Origin of the sequence: Streptomyces sp. NPDC015032, assembly GCF_043080425.1 — a bacterium.
In the GTDB taxonomy this organism is placed as follows: domain Bacteria; phylum Actinomycetota; class Actinomycetes; order Streptomycetales; family Streptomycetaceae; genus Streptomyces.
In genome coordinates this window covers 62,076-84,986 of the sequence record NZ_JBIBVN010000019.1, presented here as the reverse complement: position 1 = coordinate 84,986, position 22,911 = coordinate 62,076, and the positions used below count along the sequence as shown (strand labels likewise).

18 protein-coding genes, 1 tRNA gene and 1 pseudogene are annotated in these 22,911 nt (G+C 69.7%); 11 read left to right on the top strand and 9 right to left on the bottom strand.

Annotation, left to right across the window (positions count from 1 at the left end):
- The first annotated feature begins 53 nt into the window (after positions 1-53).
- The 6 genes from ACF08M_RS24920 (at position 54) to ACF08M_RS24895 (ending at position 8,809) form a co-directional block, all read left to right on the top strand.
- The gene (locus ACF08M_RS24920; protein WP_392187491.1) at positions 54-1,541 is read left to right on the top strand and encodes a sugar ABC transporter ATP-binding protein; all 1,488 of its coding nucleotides are present in this window, start codon (positions 54-56) and stop codon (positions 1,539-1,541) included.
- A complete protein-coding gene (locus ACF08M_RS24915) occupies positions 1,538-2,554 on the top strand; it encodes an ABC transporter permease (RefSeq protein ID WP_392187490.1) in 1,017 nt (338 codons plus the stop codon). The genes ACF08M_RS24920 and ACF08M_RS24915 overlap by 4 nt, the downstream gene beginning before the upstream one ends.
- Positions 2,551-3,555 (top strand): ABC transporter permease, encoded by a 1,005-nt coding sequence (locus tag ACF08M_RS24910; RefSeq protein ID WP_392187489.1) that lies wholly within the window; start codon positions 2,551-2,553, stop codon positions 3,553-3,555. Before ACF08M_RS24915 ends, ACF08M_RS24910 begins: the two co-directional genes overlap by 4 nt.
- Entirely contained in the window at positions 3,552-4,769 is a 1,218-nt protein-coding gene (locus tag ACF08M_RS24905) for an ABC transporter substrate-binding protein (RefSeq protein WP_392187488.1), read from the top strand. Before ACF08M_RS24910 ends, ACF08M_RS24905 begins: the two co-directional genes overlap by 4 nt.
- On the top strand, positions 4,769-5,641 hold the full coding sequence (locus ACF08M_RS24900; protein WP_392187541.1) for a sugar phosphate isomerase/epimerase family protein: 873 nt from the start codon (positions 4,769-4,771) through the stop codon (positions 5,639-5,641). The genes ACF08M_RS24905 and ACF08M_RS24900 overlap by 1 nt, the downstream gene beginning before the upstream one ends.
- A 72-nt stretch (positions 5,642-5,713) precedes the next feature.
- Positions 5,714-8,809 (top strand): ThuA domain-containing protein, encoded by a 3,096-nt coding sequence (locus ACF08M_RS24895; RefSeq protein ID WP_392187487.1) that lies wholly within the window; start codon positions 5,714-5,716, stop codon positions 8,807-8,809.
- A 69-nt stretch (positions 8,810-8,878) separates the two neighbouring features.
- On the opposite strand, the gene ACF08M_RS24890 is transcribed toward ACF08M_RS24895, so the two are convergent.
- The gene (locus ACF08M_RS24890) at positions 8,879-10,015 is read right to left on the bottom strand and encodes an aminoglycoside phosphotransferase family protein (protein ID WP_392187486.1); all 1,137 of its coding nucleotides are present in this window, start codon (positions 10,013-10,015) and stop codon (positions 8,879-8,881) included.
- A 231-nt stretch (positions 10,016-10,246) separates the two neighbouring features.
- On the opposite strand from ACF08M_RS24890, the gene ACF08M_RS24885 reads away from it, so the two are divergent.
- Positions 10,247-11,746, top strand: coding sequence for a hypothetical protein (locus ACF08M_RS24885; protein WP_392187485.1), 1,500 nt, complete (start codon positions 10,247-10,249; stop codon positions 11,744-11,746).
- Positions 11,747-11,903: 157 nt separating this feature from the next.
- Here ACF08M_RS24885 and ACF08M_RS24880 read toward each other — a convergent pair whose 3' ends face one another.
- Positions 11,904-13,346 carry a PP2C family protein-serine/threonine phosphatase gene (locus ACF08M_RS24880; RefSeq protein WP_392187484.1) on the bottom strand — a complete coding sequence of 481 codons (1,443 nt, stop codon included), beginning with the start codon at positions 13,344-13,346 and terminating at the stop codon, positions 11,904-11,906.
- A gap of 422 nt (positions 13,347-13,768) precedes the next feature.
- On the opposite strand from ACF08M_RS24880, the gene rpmG reads away from it, so the two are divergent.
- On the top strand, positions 13,769-13,933 hold the full coding sequence (rpmG, locus tag ACF08M_RS24875; RefSeq protein WP_392187483.1) for a 50S ribosomal protein L33: 165 nt from the start codon (positions 13,769-13,771) through the stop codon (positions 13,931-13,933).
- 419 nt (positions 13,934-14,352) lie between these two features.
- Here the strand turns inward: rpmG and ACF08M_RS24870 are convergent, their stop codons facing one another.
- A complete protein-coding gene (locus ACF08M_RS24870; protein ID WP_392187482.1) occupies positions 14,353-14,982 on the bottom strand; it encodes a YoaK family protein in 630 nt (209 codons plus the stop codon).
- Positions 14,983-15,298: 316 nt separating this feature from the next.
- On the opposite strand from ACF08M_RS24870, the pseudogene ACF08M_RS24865 reads away from it, so the two are divergent.
- Positions 15,299-15,715: pseudogene (locus ACF08M_RS24865) on the top strand (tyrosine-protein phosphatase); the annotation flags it as partial.
- A 60-nt stretch (positions 15,716-15,775) separates the two neighbouring features.
- On the opposite strand, the gene ACF08M_RS24860 reads toward ACF08M_RS24865, so the two are convergent.
- Positions 15,776-16,216, bottom strand: coding sequence for a hypothetical protein (locus tag ACF08M_RS24860; RefSeq protein WP_392187481.1), 441 nt, complete (start codon positions 16,214-16,216; stop codon positions 15,776-15,778).
- A gap of 75 nt (positions 16,217-16,291) precedes the next feature.
- Between ACF08M_RS24860 and ACF08M_RS24855 the strand changes: the two genes are divergently transcribed.
- Together ACF08M_RS24855 and ACF08M_RS24850 are read left to right on the top strand one after the other, a co-directional pair.
- Positions 16,292-16,933 carry a TetR/AcrR family transcriptional regulator gene (locus ACF08M_RS24855; RefSeq protein ID WP_392187480.1) on the top strand — a complete coding sequence of 214 codons (642 nt, stop codon included), beginning with the start codon at positions 16,292-16,294 and terminating at the stop codon, positions 16,931-16,933.
- A 471-nt stretch (positions 16,934-17,404) separates the two neighbouring features.
- Entirely contained in the window at positions 17,405-17,920 is a 516-nt protein-coding gene (locus ACF08M_RS24850; protein ID WP_392187479.1) for a lytic polysaccharide monooxygenase auxiliary activity family 9 protein, read from the top strand.
- A gap of 569 nt (positions 17,921-18,489) precedes the next feature.
- On the opposite strand, the gene ACF08M_RS24845 is transcribed toward ACF08M_RS24850, so the two are convergent.
- The 5 genes from ACF08M_RS24845 to ACF08M_RS24825 all read right to left on the bottom strand — a co-directional run bounded on the left by ACF08M_RS24845 (position 18,490) and on the right by ACF08M_RS24825 (position 22,780).
- Positions 18,490-18,840, bottom strand: coding sequence for a hypothetical protein (locus ACF08M_RS24845; protein ID WP_392187478.1), 351 nt, complete (start codon positions 18,838-18,840; stop codon positions 18,490-18,492).
- Positions 18,841-19,031: 191 nt separating this feature from the next.
- Positions 19,032-19,610, bottom strand: coding sequence for a hypothetical protein (locus ACF08M_RS24840; protein WP_392187477.1), 579 nt, complete (start codon positions 19,608-19,610; stop codon positions 19,032-19,034).
- A 733-nt stretch (positions 19,611-20,343) separates the two neighbouring features.
- Positions 20,344-20,416, bottom strand: a tRNA-Ala gene (locus ACF08M_RS24835).
- 242 nt (positions 20,417-20,658) lie between these two features.
- The gene (locus ACF08M_RS24830) at positions 20,659-21,060 is read right to left on the bottom strand and encodes a hypothetical protein (RefSeq protein WP_392187476.1); all 402 of its coding nucleotides are present in this window, start codon (positions 21,058-21,060) and stop codon (positions 20,659-20,661) included.
- Positions 21,061-21,214: 154 nt separating this feature from the next.
- Positions 21,215-22,780, bottom strand: a complete 1,566-nt coding sequence (locus ACF08M_RS24825; protein ID WP_392187475.1) for a serine protease — start codon at positions 22,778-22,780, stop codon at positions 21,215-21,217.
- Positions 22,781-22,911 lie beyond the last annotated feature (131 nt).

The following is a 22,911-nucleotide window of genomic DNA, read 5'->3' as shown; positions in this document are numbered from 1 at the left end:
CCTAAGGTGTGTCACGACTCTGCTCTGCAGACCGCTGAGCGAGGAGTCATTCGATGCTGACGATGCACGGTGTGTCCAAGAGCTTCTTCGGAGTGCGTGTGCTCCACGAGGTGGGGCTCGACCTCGAGGCCGGAGAAGTGCACGCGCTGGTGGGGGAGAACGGCGCGGGGAAGTCGACCCTGATGAAGATCCTCGCGGGCGAGCACTTACCCGACGAGGGGACCCTCAGCATCGACGGAACCACGTACTCCTTCAGCCATCCGGCGCAGGCCCAGGCTGCCGGAATCGGCATCATCCACCAGGAGTTCGCGCTCCTCCCGCACCGCACCGTCGCCGAGAACGTCTTCCTCGGCCGCGAACCGACCCGGTACGGACTTGTCGACCGGCGTGTCATGGAACGGCGCACCGCCGAACTCCTCGCCGAGCTCGACGAGACCGGTATCACCCCCCGGACCCCCGTCCATGAGCTGTCGGTCGCACGCATGCAGACCGTGGAGATCGTCAAGGCCCTCGCATCCGATGTCCGGATCCTGGTGATGGACGAACCCACCGCCGCGCTCGCCGGCCACGAGGCCGAACAACTCGCCTCGCTCATACGTCGCTTGACCACCCGCGGGATCGGCATCCTCTACATCTCGCACCGGCTCCGCGAGGTCTTCGCGCTGTCGCGGCGCATCACAGTCCTCAAGGACGGCCGCCGCGTAGCCACGCTCACCACGCGTGATACCGACGCCGACACGGTCGTACGCGCCATGGTCGGACGGGAGCTCGGCGCCTACTACCCGCCCAGGGCCCGACCGGGCGAGACGGGTGCCGAGAGGCTCACCGTCACTGGCGGCGGCAACGCCCGGATCTCCGGCATCGACCTGACCCTGCGGGCCGGCGAGGTCGTCGGCCTCGCCGGTCTCCAGGGATCGGGACGCACCTCCCTCGCCCGCGCCCTCTTCGGCGCCGACCCCTTCACCACGGGCACCATGACCGTCGACGGAAGACCCCTGCGCCCGGCCCGCCCTCGCGACGCGGTCCGGGCCGGAATCGCCCTGGTCACCGAGGACCGCAAGGCCGAGGGCCTCGCCCTGCGCCAGTCCGTGACCGACAACGCGCTGCTCGTGACCCGGGCCGTGCCCTCCCGCGGCACACCGCCCACCGGCCGCGACGTGACCGCGCTGCTGGAACGCGTACGCCTCCGCGCGCACGGCGGCAACCAGCAGGTCCAGTACCTGTCCGGCGGCAATCAGCAGAAGGTCGTCATCGCCAAGTGGCTCGCCGCCCGCCCCCGGGTGCTCCTCTTCGACGAACCGACCCGCGGCGTCGATGTCGGCGCCAAGGCTGCCATCCACACCCTCGTGCGGGAACTGGCACGCGAGGGCCTCGCCGTGCTCATCGTCTCCTCCGAACTGTCCGAGCTGATCGGCATGAGCGACCGCGTGCTCGTCATGTCGGAAGGACGCCTGGCCGGCGAACTCCCCGCCGGCGCCTCGGAAGAGGCCGTCATGCACATCGCCACCGGCGGCGACCGCGCGCGGGAGGGAGCCGCATGACCACACTCCGGACCGGCCCGAGGACCCGGCCCCGCACCGGCCCGGGACGGACTGCCGGGCTGCGCCGCCCCGGCCCCGTGGCCGGAGTCTGGCTCGCCGCCCTCGCCGTCGCCGTTCTCGGCTGGATCGTCGTCGCGGCCCGCGGCGGGGACTTCCTCACCGTCACCAACGTGGTGACGATCCTGCAGAACTGCGTCGCCCTCGGACTCGTTGCCGTCGGCCAGTCCGCCGTCATCCTCACCGGATCGCTGGATCTGTCCGTCGCCCACCTCATCAGCCTGGGCACCCTCGTCGCAGCGGAGACGATGGAGAGCGACGGCGTCCTCCCGGCGGTCCTCGCCGTCCTGGCGCTCAGCACCGCCGTCGGACTCGCCAACGGACTGATCGTCACCGGCCTCAAGGTCAACGCGTTCATCGCCACCCTCGGCACCGCCTTCATCCTGCGGGGCTGGATCGAGGACAACTACACCGGCCCCGCGGGCAAGGTCCCCGCCTCCTTCCAGCACCTCGGCTACGACCGGATCGGGCCCGTTCCCGTCTCGCTCCTCCTGCTCCTCGCGGTCGCCGCCGCCCTCTGGCTGATCACCCGCCGCACCCGGCTCGGCCATCACATGTACGCGACCGGCGGCGACGAGCACGCCGCCCGGCTCTCCGGAGTCCGTACCCGGCGCACCGTCGTCACCGCCCACATCCTGTGCTCACTCTGCGCCGGCGCCGCGGCCCTCTTCCTCGCGTCCCGGCTCGGCGCCGGAGCGCCCTGGGCCGGCACGGAGGCCCGGTACGACCTGGAGTCCATCGCCGCCGTCGTACTCGGCGGCACCGCGCTTGCCGGGGGCCGCGGGGGAGTGGCGGGCACCCTCGGCGGGGTCCTCGTCCTCGCCGTGCTCGACAGCGTCTTCAACCAGCTCGCCGTCGACCCGTTCTTCAAGAACGTCGTCCGGGGCGTCGTCATCATCGCGGCCGTCGCCCTCTACGCGCGAGGCCGCCGCACCCCGCGGGAGAGGACCGCATGACCACCGCACAGACCCCCGCCCGCCGCCGCGTCCTTCGCGTCCTCACCACCGGCACACCCGTCTACGTCCTGCTCGTGGTGCTCCTCGCCGCACTCGCCCTCACCGATCCGGGCTTCTACGAGCCCGACCGTTTCCTCGCCTTCGTCAAGCGCGCCGCCCCCCTCGTCATCCTCGCCGCGGGTCAGTACCTGGTCATCGTCTGCGGCGAGTTCGACCTGTCCGTCGGAGCGATCGTCACGGCCGGAGTGGTCGTCGCCGCCGAACTGTACGGCTCGTTCCCGGGCGCGCCCTGGCCGCTCGTCACCGTGGTCCTGCTGCTCGGCGGAGCCCTCACCGGTCTCGTCAGCGGGCTGATCACCACCCTGCTGCGCGTGCCGTCGTTCATCACCACGCTCGGCATGATGCTGATCCTCGAAGGTGCCGTCTTCTTCTGGACCGGCGGTTCCCCGCACGGCGCGCTGCCCGCGGCCTTCCGCGGGCTCGGACGCGGCACGGCCTTCGGCCGGCTGCCCTGGGCCGTCCTCGTCTGCGTCCTCGTGGGTTTCCTCGCCGTACGGCTGATGCGTTCCGACTTCGGACGTACGCTCCTCGCGACCGGCGACAGCGCACGCGCAGCGGCCCTGGCCGGGGTCCGGGTCGTGCGCGTCCGCACCGTCGCCTTCGTCCTCTCCGGCGTTGCGGCCGCGCTCGCCGCCGTACTCGTCGGCGGGTTCTCCGGAGTCTCGGCGCAGGCCGGCCGGGGCTACGAGTTCGAGGCGATCACCGCCGTCGTCCTGGGGGGCGTGGTGCTCGGCGGCGGACGCGGTTCCGTCGTCGCGGCGATGGCCGGAGCCTTCTCGCTCCAGGCGCTGTTCACCCTGCTCAACCTCCAGGGCGTCTCCGGTGCCCTGGAGTCGACCGTGCAAGGCGTCATTGTCATCGCCGCCGTCGCCCTCGGCGCAGCCGACTGGTCCCGGCCGCGCCGCCGCGGCACCGAGCCCCCAGGAGCGAAAACCTCATGAGTACGCGAAGGATCCGGCACGTCCTCGTGCCCCTCGCAGCCCTGCTCGGCGCGGCCCTGCTCGCCGGCTGCACGAGCGATGTCCCGCCCGATGCTCCCACCGGAGCGGCGAGCGGCACCGCGGGCGACCCGGGTGCCGGAAAGCAGTCGACGTTCTTCGACCGCGCCGAGTACGACCGGCAGCTGGCCCTGGCCGAGGAGACGCCGCAGGGCCCGGCCGGTAGGCCGTGGGAGCAGATGCTGCGGCCACGGCTCGTCGACACCACGCAGTACAGGAAGAAGAACGGCTCCGGCGGAATCCACCTCTGTTTCTCCAATGCCGGAGTCTTCAACCCCTGGCGCCAGGTCGGTCTGAAGAACATGCGGGCAGAAGTCGGACTCCACAAGGAGATCACCGACTTCACCGTGCTCGACGCGCAGGGCAAGGACGACAAACAGATCTCCGACGTCCAGGAGCTCTCCGGCCGGGGGTGCGACGCACTGATCGTCTCGCCGAACACCACGGCCACGCTCACCCCCGCGGTCGAGCAGGCCTGCGGAAAGGTGCCCGTGATCGTTTTCGACCGGGGCGTCGAGACGGATTGCGCCGTCACCTTCATCAACCCGATCGGCGGTTACGGATACGGGGCGGTCGCCGCCGACTTCCTCGTGGAGAAGGTGAAACCCGGAGGGAAGATCCTCGCCCTGCGGATCTCCCCCGGCGTCGATGTGCTGGAGACCCGCTGGTCGGCGGCGAAACTCGCGCTGGACAAGAGTGAACTCGACGTCGTGGACGTGAAGTTCACCGACGGCGACCCCGCCAGGACGAAGGCGGTCGTCACCGACGCGATCACCCGCAACGGCGCCATCGACGGCGTCTGGATGGACTCCGGAGCGACCTCCGTCGCCGCCGTTGAAGCCTTCGAGGACGCCGGCAAGGACGTACCGCCCATTACCGGCGAGGACCAGCAGGACTTCCTCCAGGCATGGAAGGAGAAGAAGCTCACCGCGATCGCCCCGTCGTACCCCACCTTCCAGTGGCGAACGCCCGTCATCGCCGCGCTGAAGATCCTGAAGGGCGAGCAGGTGCCGAAGGAGTGGAAGCTTCCGCAGCCCACCGTCACCCAGGACAGTCTCGACCAGTATCTCGAACCCGGCATGCCGCCCCTGCACTACGCGATGTGCGGGTGCGAGAACCTTCCCGGTTTCCCGGAGAAGTGGGGAGGCGAGAAGTGATCGCCCCCACATTCCCGCTCGGCGCGAATCCGTGGATCTGGCACTCGCCGGTGACGTACGAAGCGCTCCGGGACGTCCTGCCGCACCTGTCCGGGTGGGGCTTCGACTGCGTCGAGATCCCGCTGGAGAACGAACGGGACTGGGCCCCTGCACCCGTCGCCAGGCTCCTCGGCGCGTCCGGGCTGTTCCCTGCCGCGGTGATCGCCGTCATGCCGCCCCACCGCAATCTGATCCGCGCCGATCCACGCACCGTCCGGGATACCCAGGACTACTTGCACCGCTGTATCGACGCGGCCAGGGTCCTGAACGCCCGCGCCGTAGCCGGACCCGTCTACACGGCGGTCGGCCGCACCTGGCGGATGAGCCGCGCCGAACGCGTCGCGTCCTACGAGGAGTTACGGGAGAACCTCGCCCCGGTCCTCGACCATGCACACGCCGACGGAGTGCGCATCGCGGTGGAACCCCTCAACCGGTACGAGACGAGTCTGCTCAACACCGTCGACCAGACCCTCGAAGCACTGACCGGACTCCCCGAGGACACCATCGGCCTCGCGCTCGACGTGTACCACCAGAACATCGAGGAACGTTCCCTGCCCGACGCGGTACGCCGCGCCGCGGGCCGCATCGTCCACGTGCAGGTGTGCGCCAACGACCGGGGCACCCCCGGCGCCGACGCCCTCGACTGGCCCGGCTTCCTGGCCGCGCTCACCACGAGCGGCTACCGCGGACCGCTCTGCATCGAATCGTTCACCGCGCACAACGACGCCATCGCGGTCGCGGCCTCGGTCTGGCGGCCGCTCGCCGAAACCCAGGACACCATCGCGACCGACGGCCTGGCCTTTCTGCGCCGCGCCCTCGGCGCCACCCCCTGACCCCGTTCGTCCACGACCCGCAGAGAGGACCCACACGTGAGCCGTCAACGATTGCGCTGTCATGCTCGCGACATGCGCCACATGCTCATCGCACTGGCCGGCGCACTGCTGCTCGCGCTGACCACGCTGCCCGCGACCGCGGCCACCCATGGCAAGGCTCCCGCCTTCCGCGCCCTGCTCTTCACCCGCGCCGTCGGCTATGTGCACGGATCCATCCCCGCCGGCATCCAGATGTTCAAGGAGGAGGCGGCCGCCGACAACTTCGACGTCGTCGAGACCGCCGACCCCGCGGTCTTCGACACGGCGAAGCTCAAGGACTTCGACGTCATCGTCATGCTGCAGAACTCCGGCATGGTCTGGGACACCGACGCCCAGCGCGAAGCGATGCAGGCCTACGTACGAGGCGGCGGTGGCGTCGTCGCCATCCACAACACTCTCGACATGGGCATCGAGGACACCTTTCCCTGGTGGGACGAGGCCATCAACGGCGGCGTCCACATGCCCGCCCACTCACCCGGAGTCCTCCAGGGCACCGCCAAGGTCGCCGACCGCGTCCACCCCTCCACCGCAGGACTCCCGGAACGCTGGGAGCGCCCCGAGGAGTGGTACAACTTCGACCGGAACCCCCGGGGCGACGTCCACGTCCTGGTCACCGCGGACGAAACCACGTACAACCCCGGCAGCTCCGCCATGGGCGCCGACCACCCCATCTCCTGGTGCCGCAACACCGAGGGCGGCAGGGTCTGGGCCACCGCCATGGGCCACGACACCGCCTCGTACAGCGAAGCCGCCTTCCGCAGCCATGTCCTCGGCGGCGTCGAATGGGCCGCCGGCAACAAACCCGGCGACTGCGGCGGCACCGTCTGGAGCGGTTACGAGAAGGTCACCCTCGACGACAACACCGCCGACCCGATGGAACTCGACGTCGCCGCGGACGGCCGCGTCTTCTACATCCAGCGCAGTGGCGAAGTGAACATCTACGACCCGGCGACCCACGCCACCACCACCGCAGGAAAACTCGACGTCTACACCGGCGGCGAGGACGGCCTGGTCGGCATGGAACTCGACCCGGACTTCAGGAAGAACCACTGGATCTACCTCTACTACGCCCCCACGGGCGCCACCGAGGACGTCAACCGGCTCTCCCGCTTCACGGTCAAGGGCAACGCCCTCGACCGCACCAGCGAGACGAAGCTCCTCGACGTCCCCGCCTACCGTGACCGCAGCTTCCCCGAGCCCGGACACACCGGTGGCGCCGTCGAGTTCGGTCCCGGCCGCACGCTCTACCTCGGCGTCGGCGACGACACCCCGCCCAACCTCGACCCGAACTGGCAGGGCTACGCCCCGCTCGACTGGCGCGAGGGCAAGCAGATGCTGGACGCCGCCCGCACCGCGGGCAACACCAACGACCTGCGCGGCAAGATCCTGCGCATCAAACCGAAGGACTCCGGCGGCTACACGATTCCCCGGGGCAACCTCTTCGCCCCGGGAACCGCCAAGACCCGCCCCGAGATCTACGCGATGGGATTCCGCAATCCGTTCCGCTTCACCGTCGACCCGAGGACCGGGTACGTCCACGCCTCCGACTACGGCCCCGACCGCGGACTGCCCACCACCGACCGCGGGCCGGAAGGCCTCGTCGAGTACAACGTCATCAAGAAGGCCGGCAACTTCGGCTGGCCGTTCTGCCACGGCAACAACCAGGCATACGCCCCCTACAACCCCGACACCAAGGAAGTCGGCCCCAAGTTCGACTGCGCCAACCCCGTCAATCCCTCACCCAACAACACCGGTCTGACCGAACTCCCGCCGATCCAGCAGCCGGAGATCTGGTACGGCTACGGGGAGTCGAAGGAGTTTCCCGAAGTCGGCAGCGGCGGCTCGGGCCCGATGAGCGGCCCCGTCTACCACTACGACGCGAAGAACCCGTCCACCACGAAGTTCCCCGCCTACTTCGAGGGCGCGAGCTTCTTCTACGAGTGGACGCGCGACTTCGTCAAGGAAGTCCGCTTCGACAGGGACCAGAAGGTCCTGAAGATCAATGACTTCCTCTCCTCCCAGAAGTTCAACAAACCGATGGACATGACGTTCGGCCCCGACGGCTCGCTCTACGTCCTCGAATGGGGCAGCTCCTTCGGCGGTGGCAACAACGACTCCGGGCTCTACCGCATCGACTACGCGCAAGGACAGCGCGCACCGGTCGCCAAGGCCGCAGCCTCCGCCACCGACGGACCCGTACCGCTGAAGGTCGACTTCTCCGGCGACGGCAGCAACGACCCCGATGGTGACACACTCAGCTACGCCTGGGACTTCGACGGTGACGGCACGTACGACTCCACCGAAGCGAACCCCAGCCACACCTACACGGTCAAGGGTGACTTCGCCGCCCAGCTCAAGGTCACCGACTCCACCGGCAAGTCCGGCTACGCCAACATCCCCGTCACCGCCGGGAACACCGCACCCGAGGTGACCATCGATTTCCCGGTCAGCGGCAAGCTCATCGAGTTCGGCGACAAGATCCCGTACAAGGTCACGGTCACCGACCCCGAGGACGGCCCGGTCGACTGCTCCGAGGTCACCGTCAACCCGGCGCTGGGACACGACGACCACGAACATCCCACCACCGACATCCCCGGCTGCGAAGGAACCGTGGACACCGGTGACCTCGGCGGTCACCCCGAAGGCGCGGACCTGACCTACGTACTCAACGCCAAGTACACCGACCGGGGCGGCGACGGCGTCTCGGCCCTCACCGGATACGGCCGCGCCGTGCTCCAGCCGAAGCACAAACAGGCGGAGTACTTCGATGCCCAGTCCGGCACTCGGATCGTCGCCCAGGAAGGAGCCGAGAACGGCAAACGGATCGGAGACGTGTCCAACGGAGACTGGGTCGCCTTCGACCCGATGAGCGTCGAAGGCATCGGCACGGTCGGATACCGGCTGTCCTCACCGTACGGCGTCGGCGCGATCGAACTGCGCGCGGACGCCCCCGACGGCCCGCTGCTCGCCACCACCCCGGTTCCTCATACGGGGGGCTGGGACAACTACCAGGCAACCCCGGCCGTGCCGGTCCGGGAGCTGAAGGGCACCCATCAGCTGTACCTCGTCTTCACGTCCCCGCAGGACAACTCGTTCGACGTGGACGCGGTCGACTTCGCGAGCCCCTGACAGCGCATCGGCGCGCTGCGGGACCGGTGTGTCGGCACCGGCCCCGCAGCGCGCATCCCCCCGGCAGGGTCAGCGAGTGCCGACCGCGGCACGGACGGCCCGGCGGGCCATCGCGCAGTCGTCGTGCAGCCGACGCAGCAGCAGCCGCTGCTCCTCGCTCGACGACAGCGCACCGGGGCGGTCCTTGCCGGCGCCCACGGGCACCGGTTCACGCATGGCCCGCTGGACAGCCGTCTCGTACGTACGGATCTCCCGGGTCAGTACCAGCATCAGGTTCACCAGGAACGCGTCCCGCTGCGCCGGCCCCTTGGCCTGGGCCAGCTGGCTGATCTGACGCCGCGCCGCCGGTGCATCGCCCAGGACCGTCCACAGCGTCGCCAGGTCGTAGCCCGGCAGGTACCAGCCCGCGTGCTCCCAGTCCACCAGCACCGGACCCGTGGGCGACAGCAGGATGTTCGAGAGCAGTGCGTCACCGTGACAGAACTGCCCCATGGCCTGACGACCGCCGGCATGAGCCAGACCGTGCAGCAGCTTCTGCAGATCGCCCAGATCGCGGTCGGTGAAGAGCCCCAGCTCGTGGTACCGGGAGATCCGGGAGGCGTAGTCCAGCGGTGCGTCGAAGAGCCCCGGAGCCGGCCTCCAGGCATTGACCCGGCTGATCGCGCCGAGCGCGGCCCGCACGTCGGCACGGGGCGGAGCCTCCGACGGATGGCGGGTGAGTGCCGCCACCCGTCCGGGCATCCGCTCGATCACCAGCGTGCAGTTCTCCGGGTCGGCGGCGATGAGCCGAGGCACCCGCACGGGCGGGCGGTGCCGGACGAACGCACGGTATGCAGCTATTTCGTGACGGAACCGCTCCGACCACGCGGGCGAGTGGTCCAGCAGACACTTGGCGACCGCGGTCGCGCGCCCGGTGGAGCCGACGAGGAGCACGGAACGGCCGCTGCGGCGCAGCACCTGCACCGGGTTGAACTCCGGGCAGATCCGGTGTACCGAGGCGATCGCCATCCTCAGCTGAGCGCCCTGCGGGCCGGAGAGGTCCAGTCGTCCGCTGAGCTGGGGGCCGCCCAGCCCCGTCGGCCGCCGCGGCCGGACCGTGCCGGGAGCCGGGGGAGCGGCATGCGGAGCGAGGTACGGCCCGCCGCCCGCCCCCAGGGGGCGGAGTGGCCGGGGCGGGGCGGTCACGGAGGACGATGCTGTGTACATGGGCGAGACAGATCCCTTCGCACGCCGACAAGTTGCGTGCACCGCCCCGGCCGGCGGCCGTTCGGCACCCTGGGGAGTACCTAGGGCTGCCGGACGGGGTGGCGCTTTCCTACCTGACATCGGCGCGCGGGTGGCAGACCATCTGGCGCACCCTGGCGAACCCTGGCGAATAGTCGCAAGGGGTCTGACAGGGGGCTACTGTCAACACAGCCGAGAACCTGGGGGCTTGACGTGACCGGAGAACCCAACACCCGCCTGTCCGACCTGTTCGGCCTCGCCGGCTGGTCCAAGGGCGAACTCGCGAGACTGGTGAACCGGCAGGCGGCGGCCCTGGGCCACCCGCAGCTGGCCACCGACACCTCGCGGGTGAGGCGTTGGATCGACATGGGGGAGTCCCCCCGCGATCCCGTGCCCAAGGTGCTGGCTGCCCTGTTCACCGAGCGGCTCGGTCGTGTCGTGACCATCGAGGACCTCGGGTTCGGCCGGCGCGGGCGTGTGGGGAAACGGCGAGAGGTCGGGACGGAGAACAACCCCGACGGACTGCCGTGGGCGCCCGAACGGACGGCAGCGGTCCTCACCGAATTCACGGGAATGGACCTCATGCTCAACCGACGCGGCTTGGTGAGCGCGGGCGCCGCGCTCGCCGCAGGATCGACCATCACCGGACCCATGCACGACTGGCTGCACACCGACCCTGTGCTGGCGGCCGATGCCCCACGGATCGATGACCCGTTGCACGCAGACCCCGCTGGTTTCGACCGGTACGAGGCCGCGCCCATCGGGTCGGAGGAGATCGAGGCGCTCGAACGGTCCGTCGAGGTGTTCCGCGCCTGGGACGCGTCCCGGGGCGGCGGACTTCAGCGCAAGGCCGTGGTGGGCCAGCTGAACGAGGTGGGCGGCATGCTCGCCTACCGTCACCCGGAGCACCTTCAGCGCCGCCTCTGGGGCGTCGCCGCCAACCTCGCAGTCCTCGCGGGGTGGATGTCCCACGACATCGGCCTCGAACCCACCGCCCAGAAGTACTTCGTCATCGCGGCGCACGCGGCGCGTGAGGGCGGCGACCGCCCGCGCGCGGGCGAGGCGCTCTCCAGGGCGGCCCGCCAGATGATCCACCTGGGCCGTCCCGACGACGCCCTGGACCTGATGAAGCTCGCCAAGTCGGGTTTCGGCGACATGGTTCTGCCGCGCACCCAGGCGATGCTGCACACCATCGAGGCCTGGGCACAGGCGTCCATGGGCCGGGGGCAGGCGATGCGGCGCACGCTCGGCAGGGCCGAGGAACTCTTCGTCTCGGACAAGAGCGAAGTACCGCCCCCCAGTTGGATGCAGATGTTCGACGAGGCGGATCTGCACGGCATGCAGGCCCTGGCGTTCCGTACGCTCGCCGAGCATGAGCCCTCGGCGGCGATCGTGGCTCAGCGCCATGCCAAGCAGGCTCTGGAGCTCCGAGTCAATGGACGGCAGCGGTCCAAGATCTTCGACTACATCTCGCTCGCCTCGGCGTGCTTCATCGCCGATGACCCCGAGCAGGCCGACCGCTACGCACGGCTCGCCCTGGTGACGATGGGGGAGACCTCCTCACACCGTACCTGGGACCGGTTGCGCGAGATGTACCGGCTGACGGGGCAGTTCGCGGGCTACGCGAAGATCGAGGACCTGCGCGAGGAGATTCAGCTCTCCCTGCCGCAGAGCTCCATCATCAAGCAGCGCAGGCGCTCGTCGGAGATCTGACACGAGGGCGCCGCGATGACGGGGCGCCGAACAACAACCGCCCCACCACCGACTGCCGTCGGAGTACCGGCTCTCGGGCCGTCGGTTGTCCGAGCACCGCACCCGCAGGGGTTTGCCCTCCTGCGTACCGCTCCTCCGTACGCGTGTTCGCTGTGTCCTACGCCCCGATGCGGGCGATCAGCACGCACGCGTCGTCCAGGCGCTCGGTGCCGCCGAACTCCGTGACGACCGTCCGTACGCACTCCTGTGCCGTACGGGCCCGCGCGAAGTGCGGTGCGAGAGCGAGCAGCACATCCGGGCCCGCACCCCGGTCGCTGTGACGGTTCAGTCCGTCGGTGTGCAGCACGAGCACATCGCCGGGCATCAGGTGCACGTCGTCCTGCTCGTACGCGACACCGGAGGCCGCGCCGAGCAGCACCCCGTCCGGTGGCAGCAGGGGGCGCCCCTCTCCGTTGCGGAACAACAGCGGTGCGGGGTGCCCCGCCTGCGCCCAGACGAGAGTCCTGGTGGACGGATCGAACCGACAGCACACCGCACTGCCGAGGGCGGGCTGGGCCGAGGATTCCAGTAACTGATTGAGATGCCCCATGAGGGCGCCCGGCTCGATGCCGGCCACGGCCATCCCGCGCAGTGCCCCCAGCAGCATCGCCATGGCCGACGTGGCCTGGATGCCGTGGCCGGTCAGATCACCGACCGTGAGCACGGTCCTGCCGTCCGGCAGCTCCAGCGCGTCGTACCAGTCACCGCCGATCAGGGAACTCGACTCCGACGGAAGATAGTGGGCCGCGACGTCCAGTGCGCCCGCTCCCCGCGAGGACAACTGCAGCGAGCCCCGCCAGGGGGGAAGCACGGCCTCCTGGAGTTCGACCGCCATCCGGTGCTCCGTCCGTGCCACGTGCCGGCGGCGCCGGAGGGAATCACGGCTCCGGCGGACCACTTGCTGGCTGCGCCGCAGCTCGCTGACGTCGCGCAGGACCGCCCACATGGAGGCGGTGCACCCGTCCGGGTCGAGGACGGGCTCGCCCATCATGTGGAGCGTCCGCATCCGGCCGTCGGCCCGCAGGATGCGGAATTCGCCGTCTATCGGCCGTCCGTCGACCAGGCAGCTCGTCACCAGGGCGGTGAGCAGGGACTGGTCCTCGGGAAGGAGCATGGACGGGAGTTCGTCCAGCGAGAGGGGCCCCGCGTCGGGGGACCTGCCGAAGATCTGGAACAGTTCCTCGGACCAGGTGACCTCGTCGGTCAGCAGATTCCACTCGGCGCTGCCCACCCTGCCGATGAGCGAACCGGGTGGAGGGTCGGAGATCTCGTCCGAGACGCCCGGTGCCAAAACCTCCGTGGCCTGTTCCGAGGTCTCCGGCGGAAGGCCCTCCTTCAGCTGCCCCAGCTGTGTGCCGAGATCGTCGAGGTGGTGGACCGCCAGCTCGCAGAGCGCGCGCTGCCAGCGCATCTGCGCGTCTTCCTCATCGATCAGCAGCGTGTCCCGCCGTACGGCATCCACATCGCCACGCAGCCGGAGGGCCCTGTTGATCAAGGCGTCGACGGCATCGCGTTCGGCTGGCTGCGGGGCGGGGCGGTCCGCGGACCGAGGGGACGGCATCTCGTACTCCGATACAGGCGCGGCACGACCAGGTCTGAGAGGTGGACCGTAGACGACTGTTGCACAGGCTGCGGGGGGCCGTAAGGGATTTGGCAACACTCGATACGCTGTTGCTTTTGGCATATGCCACGGGCTGGGCGGGACATTGATTCGTCGAACAGCCTTGCTGGTGACGGACGTTGACGAAAGTCACCCGGTGCGTGCGGGTGGTTGCGCGCCCGTGCGCCGTTCCTGCGCTCCGCATCCGGTCGGAGGGGACATATGTGAGGTCGCTGCCATGTGTGGATGCTCCGGCGTGCGCGTCGGCCCGTGCCCTGGGGGCGGGAATGCGGTGGCGCCCCCTCGCGTTGCAGGAATCGGAACGAAAACGATACCCATTCCCATCGGGGGTGTGGGGTCGAGAAGGAAGCCTGGAGGCGCCCATGGCCCGCAGTGAGACCCGTCCCGTCGTGACGCTTCGGTCGACGGCCGGTACGGGGCAGAGTTATGTGACCCGCAAGAATCGCCGGAACGACCCCGACCGGCTGGTCCTGCGCAAGTTCGACGCCGTTGCGGGGCGGCACGTCCTCTTCCGCGAGGAGCGCTGACCCCCGGCCCGCCCCCGATCGCGCGCGGCGGTCTTCCGTGGCGGTGTCGCGGGGGTGGGCTTCCGGGCCTGTTCGGCCGCGCGTGCGGGCGGGTGCCGGCGCGGCCGGTCGTGGGTGGGGGGTCGGCCGCCGGGCGCGGCGGCGATCGGGCATCCGCCGGACGGGCGCCTGTCCGTGCGGCCGGGAGACCCGATTGCGTGCCGTGAATCACAGTGCGGGTGCGGGTTCCTGGGAACGGGACGTAATGGTTTATCGTTCACCTATGAGTGGATGCTGTGCATGGCTTCCACACCCGGACCGCCCCGGCTGGATTCCCCCGATCCGGCCGGGGCTTCTCCTCGGCCCATGTGTGACGGCCGGATCCGCTCCGGCCCCGCGATGCGCCACGACGCGACGCCCCGTCCTGCGTTCCACACGGGTCAGGGACCTCCGGAACGGTGCGACCGGCCCCGGAGCGGCCTTCCGGGCACCGTCTCGCTCAGCAGCGCACCCGCCGCCGGAATCACGGTCACCACGGCGGCGGCGCCCGGCCAGAGCCGTAGCACCAGCGCCGTCGCGGCCGCGCCCGCCACGACAGCGATCAGCCGGCCGGCGACCCAGACGTCCGCGCGGCTCCAAGACCGCAGCGTCACGCGTCCGACGAGAGACGTCAGAGTGCCGGTGAAGTAGTTGGTGGGCGTCGCGAGGATACGGCCCTGAATCCCCATGGCCACGGCAATGATCACCAGCAGCCCCAGCCGGTCCCCGGCCGAGGTGATCCCGCCCAGCGCCCACAGCACCGCCCCCGCCGCGAGCAGCGCCACCTCGATCAGCAGCATCACCGGCAGTGGCCAACGCAGCCGTTCGCTCATCCGCGCACCGCATGCGACCCCGACGGCGTACGAAACGAGCGCTGTGATCACGTGCAGAGCCACCCCGCGCTCCCCGGTACCGGCGGCGAAAGCGCCCAGCAGTACGAGATTCCCGGTCATGACCCCGGCGAAGACCTGACCGACACAGATGAAGACGAACGCGTCGGCCGCGCCGGAAGCCGCCGACAGAAGCAACAAGGACCATGCGCCCCGTGGATCGCGCCCGGCGGGGAGGGGAGGAGTACACACGCCTGCATTCTCGGCCGAGCCCCGTCGAAGGCGCGGACTCGTGGTCTGCCCGGCGCGCCGAGTGCCCTCACCCGGCACCGGCAGGGCACGGACGGGCGAGGTCGCATCACTGATCCCTTGCTCATAGGTGCGCGGGCGCCGTCCTGGACTTCGGCGACGTGAACAGACATGTAGCGTTCGATCGACTGCACAACTTCCGTGATGTGGGGGATATCGGGGACCTGGCGGCCGCGCGGTCCGCTCGGGGCGGCTCTACCGGTCGGACTCGCTGGGCAAGCTCCGGGGCGCGGACTGGGACCGCTTCCTGGCCCTCGGCGTCCGTACCGTTATCGACCTGCGCTACGGCTGGGAGATCGCCGCCAAGGGGCGAGTGCCCGACGCCCCGGGGCTGCGCTACCACCACCTCAGCATCGAGCACCGGCCCTATGACCAGGCGGCACTCGGCCCGGACATGGAGACCGGACGCTACCTGGCCGACCGGTACGCGGAGGTCGCACACGACGGGGTCACCGAGCTCCGCCGCGCGTCCGGCCGTGTCGGCGATGTGCCGCCCGACCGCTGCGGCGCACGACCGGGCGGGTCGGACAGGGGCGCGATGCGGGTGCGGGGAACCGCGACGCGCCCCTGGTGTCCGGCGCGGCCGCCCGTACGATTCCCCCCCGTCCGCCCCTCCCGATCCTGACGCAGTAAATCCGGTAGCTACTGCGTCACTGTCTTGACTGGCAGCCAGGAAAAAGGAGCCCTACGTCGGGGTGCGGAGTTGTGTGCGGGCGCCCGAAGTCGGTTGGACAGGGGTGGCGGTCACCAGCAGTGCGACGAGCGCGAGGGGAGCTGCCGTCTGGTATCCGATCCACACTTCGCCCCCGGCGCTGCTGCCTCGCCACGCCATCAGCAGGCCGGCAAGCGTAGCCAGCACCCAGCCGCTGTCGTAGGCAACCATCAGCCGCAGGTAGGTGGACATGGGCCGGCTGCGCACGTACCTGATCTCTGTCCCGCCACCGACCAGCAAGGCCACGCCGCAGGTGATCATCAGCCAGGTCTCTGCACCGAGCCGATGACCGAGCGGGGCGGCACCGATGATGAAGGCGGCAGCCAGCAGCACCTTGAAGACGCCATCGGCGACGATCCCTGCTGTCCACCGTTTCGCTGTGGCCGTCGCTGTCACAGTCTGGGTCTGGGGCATGTGGGGGTCCTTTCGAGCGCTGCGGCCAACTCCCTCATTCCGTAATCAGATTACGGTAATAATGAAACTATGAGAATGACCAGAGCAGAGACCAAGGAGCGCAACCGCCGCGCACTGCTGGACGCCGCGTTCGACGTCGTCTCCCGAGACGGGTATCGCGCCAGGCTTGAGGAGATCGTCGAGCGGGCCGGCCTGACCACGGGTGCTGTCTACTCGCTGTTCGGCAGCAAGGCCGGCCTGGTGGTCGCACTGGTCACCGACTACCTGCGACCGCACTACGAAGAGATCGAGCAAGCGATTCCCGCCGAACTGGATCTCCTTGAAGCGGTCGACGCCTTTGCCCGGTACTACCGGCGCAGCTGTGACACCCCTGAGGCGCTATCCGGCCTGTCGCTGCAGATCACCCTGTTGGACATGGCCCTGCACGACAGCGATCTGGCCTCCCGGCTCGCCGCGTCCATCCAGGCCCAGGAGAGCCACGTGATCGCACTGTTCACTGGTAGATCACACAACGGGAGGGACCTGACATCGCATCAGGCACAACGTCTGGCAACCGCGCTCAGGGCGCTGTTCGTCGGCCTCAGCCAGGGTGTCATCCTCGGCCTCGCCCACGGTGCCGACGAGCAGTACTTCGCCGACGCCGCCCGCGCCCTGGCATCTGGCGCGACCCTCGTCGCTCACGACGTGGATACTCCTGAGCTCGGCGGTTCGGATTGACTGCGGTGGCGAGGGCGCGAGGCTGATAGACACGGATGGGCCCATGCGGCCTTGAGGCGGAAGGTGGCGTATGGGATGGTGTCCGGCCGGAACAGGGCGGTCAGCGCCCCGCAGTTGCCGCAGCGGTTCGCCGAAGCGCCCGGCCTCGACCGACGCGGAGGCCGCCCGCTCGTCCGACTGGCCGTCCGGCCCCGGGTGACCGTCCGGCGCGCGGTCGCCAAGAGGTGTCCGGAAGTCGCTCCTGTCGTCAACTTCCAAGGAACCGGGGCTCTTGACGCGGGCGGATCGGTGGTTATGGTCTAGTCCAAGTGCAAGGCCGCCTTCCGGACGCCTGCGATTTCATGGCGTACGCGGTGGTGGAACTTGCCATGCCCTTCGCGCCTCTTGACCCCACACTGGAGAGGCCGGCCTGCCACCGCCGGGCCCCCACAGCCCGAGCGTGTGCAGCGACGCCTCATGTGAAGGAGAAGCATGCACGCGAAAAGGAAGACGGCCGCAGCGATGGGTGCCTTGCTCGCACCCGTACTGGCCCTGAGCCTGCCGACCGGTTCCGCGAGCGCCCACGGATACATCTCGTCGCCTCCGAGCCGCCAGGCTCAGTGTGCCGCGGGAACCGTGAGCTGCGGGGACATCAAGTACGAGCCGCAGAGTGTGGAAGGCCCCAAGGGGCTGACCAGCTGTAGCGGCGGCAACGGCCGGTTCGCCGAACTCGACGACGACTCCAAGGGGTGGAAGGTCACCCCGGTGAGCCGGACCACGTCCTTCCAATGGGTCCTGACAGCCCGGCATGCCACCAGCACCTGGCAGTACTTCGCCGGCGGACAAAAGTTCGCCGAGTTCAACGACAACGGTGCACAGCCCGGTTCGACCGTCACCCACCAGGTGAATTTCGGAGGCCTGACGGGCAAGCAGAAGGTCCTCGCGGTATGGAACATCGCGGACACCGCCAATGCGTTCTACGCCTGCATCGACGTGAACGTCGGCTGACCGACGAGTCCGGGCCGGCGCCGCTCTCCGGGGGATCCGAGGCCGCCCCGGTTCGGCGTCCCGCCGGTGATACGTCGAAGGCCTCACCAAGCCCGGTGAGGCCTTCGGCATACACCCGCTTCCCCGCGCGATGCGGCAACGGCCGGTCCTCTGCCGAGGGGCACGCGGTGGCCCGGGCCGGGGGGCCGCACAGGGGAACCCGTCACCGGGGCTGCGGGCTTCCACAGCATGCTGACCGCGCGACGAGGCGATGGGGATGGGGATGGCTGGGGGTACGGCCCGGGCCCGCGACGCCCGCGAAGACGTCGCCGTGCCGCGCAGCGAGGCCGGTCGTACACCTCACGACTCCGCGCTGAACGCCCTGGTCGGCGAACCGGCGTCCGTGACCCGCGCTCCAGGACGTCCCGCTCCAGGACGTCCCGCGCTCCGGCGGAGTGGAACACTCCGGCGGCGTGGACGGCGCGTGCGGAGGGCTGTTCGCCGTACATGTCCGGGTGGGCGGTGTACGTGTTCTGCCAGTGCCGTCGCTGGGCGCCGGCCAGGTCCTGCTCGCTGTCCGTCACGGCTGCTCATTCCTCACGCACCGACGGGCGTGGGCCCCGCCGGTCGGCCTGGAGGCCTCTGGTCAGGGCTTGTCGCAGCTGGTCGGCCCCGGGCAGCCCGGTCAGGCCGCCCGGGCCCCGGTACACCCGGCAGGAGAGCCCCGGCATCCGGCCGGGCTCGGCGAACGGGTCGCGGCCGTCGATCAGGAAGGTGGGGGAGCCGGTGAACGCGGCTGCCTCGGCCCCGGCCTGGTCCGCGATCACCCGGGTGGAGAAGGCCATGTCGTGCAGGCCGACGTCGTCGAGTACCCGGCGCAGCAGACCGGCCGCCGGCTCGGTGTTCGGGCAGTCCGGCACGACAAGGATCTCGATGTTCATGTCTACAGCATCGCGCATGCCCCACCGGACCGGGGACCCGCACAAGATCAAAATGACTTGCGCAGCCTCGGCCACAGAGTTGATCGGGCATGTGCGGTCTGGGCGCGCTTCGCCCGGGGTGTTGGGCGTCCGGGGCGGAACCCCGGCCCGATTCCGGCGGGCCGGGGTTCTGCGTCAGGCGGATGACTCGGTCACCGGCCCTCGCCGCCCTCGAAGTTGTGCTTGATCACCCGGAAGCTGCCCACCACTCCGTTCTTGACGAACACGCCGCCTCGGACGTGGCCGGGGAAGACGCCATCGCTGGAGCTGCGCGGGCCGACGGTGGCGATGGGGGCGCCGTTGTCGCAGGTGGCACCGCGGAAGACCTCCACGGTGCGGCGGCTGTCGTTGCGGATGTTGAGGCTCTTGGCGCCCAGGCCGCTGACGACGGTGATGCAGCCGCCCGGCCTGGCGGAGTAGGTCCGCTCGTTGATGTGGATGCGGCCCTCCTCGCGGTGCCCGCGCTTCTTCTCGAAGCCCCTCTCGTTGCCCCCGCCCTCGTTGCCCCCGCCCTCGTAACCCCCGCCCTCGTTGCCCTTGCCGGAGTCGCCGCCGTTGAGGGCCGAGTCGGTGGCGGGGGCCTGCTGGACGACGGGTGCGGGAGCCTGCTGGACGACGGGGGCGGCCTGGGGGGGCTCGGAGGTGGCGGCCGAGGCATAGGTGATGCCGGTGGCGGCCAGGGCCGCGGCGGCCGCGACAGCGGCCGTAACAATGGTGGAACGGGTAGCCATGTCACTTCTCCTGTCTCAGAGAGGCCGGCCGAGCAGCCGACCCGTGCCTTGAACGTACTGACGGTCCCCATACCTGTCATATCGGACGCATTGGGTGTAGGTGCCGGACCACCGATCGGGGTATGGAAGGTACGCCATATGCTATTTCCTTATAATCGTAAGAAAAGTCAACTAGCTCTGAATTCAGGCGTCTTGAAATCCGGTTAGCCTGTCCAGGCGACTTCCTGAAACGCGCTCACCCCGACGGCAGCGTGTCCTTCATTGACACACTCCGAGCAGCCGTCCGCACGGCACCGCCCTGAGCACCTGTCAATCACCACCCAATCCCCTCTTTTGCCTGCTCGGACGGGCTGTGCAGGCACGGGCGGGATCAGGATCACGCTTTCGTCGTGCCGAGGCGTTCCGGAGAGTTCCGGCGAGGCTGGTCAGGGCTTCGTGTCCCGGCCAACGGCTCACAACGGGGCGGGGGCCCGCGCGATTGGCCCGGAACCACATCCGACAGAGATGTGGACAGAGCGGCGCGAAGGTCCAGCTGTGAAGGAGTCTCCTCCGACGGGGACAGGGCTCCCCGAAACCCCGCAAGGACTCGCCGCCCTCTCCGGGCTGCGAGCGAAATCAGCGGCTTGGCCTGGCCTCCGGTTCACGGTCCGAACCGCCGGGACTGGTGCCGTCCCACCGGACAGATATCTCCGTGCGCGGCCATGGCCTCGGCCGGAGATATCTGTCGGGGAAATGGAGCCGACCGGATTCGAACCGGCGTCTTCCTACATGCCGTGAAGGCGCGACGACCTCTGCGCTACGGCCCCATTCCGCCCGTGATTCTTGTCCGCCCGTGGCTTGTCGTCAAATGATCTGCAGCGGTGAATCGCGGTCGGTGCTGCGTCGCCGCGGACGGGTCCGAGAAGAGGACTCCACAGTCCGGTGTCCGCATGGTTCCGCGACATCGTGGAGCGCTGCTGCAATCGCTCGGAACAGCGGCCTCGGCCACGGGCACGGCCCGCCCGGGACCGAGAGGAGATGCGGCGACCGTGGTCGGGCGGCCTTCCCCCTACGACGGGAGCAGGGAGCGGCCCACCTGACGACCGATGGGCTCCGCGTGGCCGCTGACCAGGGCCGTACCGCCGATGTGCGGGGTTCGCGCCGGATCCAGTGTGAGATCGACGGTGACGTCGCCGTGCTCGTGACGGTAGAGGCCGACGTCGTACAGATCGGACGTGGCGTCCTCGATCCGCGCGGTGGCCACGTCGCCGGCCCACGTGGCGGGAGCCGCCGTGAGATGGAGCGTCGGCGGATGGATCGCCCAGCCGAACGGGTCCGTGTCCCGCTGCGCTTCTACGGCCTCGCCGGTTCCGCACACGACGACCGTAATGAGGCCGTCCGGGGACACCTGGACCGGCGATGCCGATCGGTCCACGGCGAAGTCCGTGTTGCCGAGGACGAATTGATCCATGGTGGGCCCCAGTGAACGCCGTGCGGAAGAAGGCTGTCCCCGCAGTTTGGCACGAGGAACCGCTGGGTGCTGGTCACAGTCGCTCCGTCGGGACTGCGACCAGCACCGTTGCCTCATCGCCGACGGTGAGTCCCGGCCCGGGCAGTGGTGGGGGTCACTGCGTGCGGTAGGCGTCGACGATGGTCTGGGTGAGGGTGTTCCCGCCGATGTCGGTCAGCTCCGCGCGCAGGGAGACTCCAGTGCCCGCCTGTGGGTTGCGGATCGTGACGGCACCGCGTTCCACCGGGACCTGGGTCCACGAGGCGCCACTGTCCTCGGACACCGAGACGGCCAGCGAGCGTGTGCGTCCGCCCGAGGCGGCGCCCAGCACGGTGACGGGGATACGGATACTTGCGTTCGCCGCCGCGGTGCCGTTCGGGCTGAGCGCGGGCGAGAACCGCACGACGCTCACCGGCATCGGGGCCGGGCCGGTTGTCGTACCCGAGGTGAAGGTCCACGAGGCGGTCACACGGGTAGCGGTACCGGGCGCGCCGTCCCGCTTCGCCGTGCTGGTGATCCGGTACGCCGCGCGTCCCCGCGGCACGGTGAACTCGGCTCGTCCGGGGGCACCGGACCGTGTTCCGATGAGCACGCCGTCGCGGTGCAGAGTGGTCGAGGCGGTGCTGTACGGCGGTGACGAGGGCACGTGACCATCACCGTCGGCGAGCAGTGGGACGTCGACGCTGACGTTGTCGCCGTCGCGCACGACACCGGGGCGGCCGGTGAGGTCGGGGCCGAAGACTGCGTTGTCGAAGGTGTGCGTGGTGGTGTGCCCGGCTCGCACGACGATGCCGTTGGCGGGGTAGCGGTTGGCCGGCTCCCCGGGCGCGCTGGGGGTGTGGTACATGACGTCCCAGGTGCCGCGTTCGGGGGTCACCAGGTACGTGGCGGTGCCGGGTTTCGGCAGCTTCTGCGAGAAGCCGATGGTCAGCCCGGCACTCGGTTGCAGGTCGACCGTCGCGGTCCCTTCGGTTCCCGGCCGGGCCGCGCCGCGGATCTGCAGGGTGGCCAGCTCCTCCGGGGCGGGATGCCGGGTGAGCCCGGTCAGCGCGCGGGTGCCGGTGAAGGCGTAGCCGAGCCCGTAACCGCGGTTCTCGGTCGTCCAGTACGTGTCGAACCACTGCTTCACCGATCCGGCTTCGGCGTCCGGGCCCAGGTGTGCGACGCGCAGGTTCGGCTGGGAGTTCATCACATTGGCGAGTCGAGTGGTGCCGCCGTGCGTCACTTCGACGACCGCCGCGCTGTACAGGAAGCCCGCGGACTTGTCGGGCGGCCGTACGTCGACGGGGGCGGTGGTCCGCGCGTCGACGGTGATGGTGGTGTCGCGGTCGAGGTCGAGGCGCGGCTGGACGATCCAGTCCGTGCCGCTCGCTCCGTTGCCGGCGGTCAGGGAACTGTCCAGCAGGTAGCGGCCCTTGGGCAGGCGCACGGTCGTCGTGCCGGAAGCGTCGTACGGCTGGACGGCCTCGTCGGCACCCGGGCCGGAGATGCCGGTGACGTGGGTGAGGTAGTCCGCTGTCTTGTGGCCGGCGCGGTCCAGGTGAGTGATGGTGAGGGCATACGTCTCCGGCTCTGCGGCGAAGGCGGTGGCGTCCCATGCGGGCGTCGCGCTGCCGACCAACGCCAGGGCGAGGGTCAGAGTCCGCAGGACGCTCCGGCGGGTTACGGAAGAACTGTTCATGACCTGCACTGCGCTGCCGGGCATCGGCGTTCCAGTGAGCTGCGTCACACGGGGATGGGATCGCGGCCACGGACGGCCCGTGTGGCACACGTCACCGGAACCGGCGCAACGGATCTGGCAGAGCACAGTGT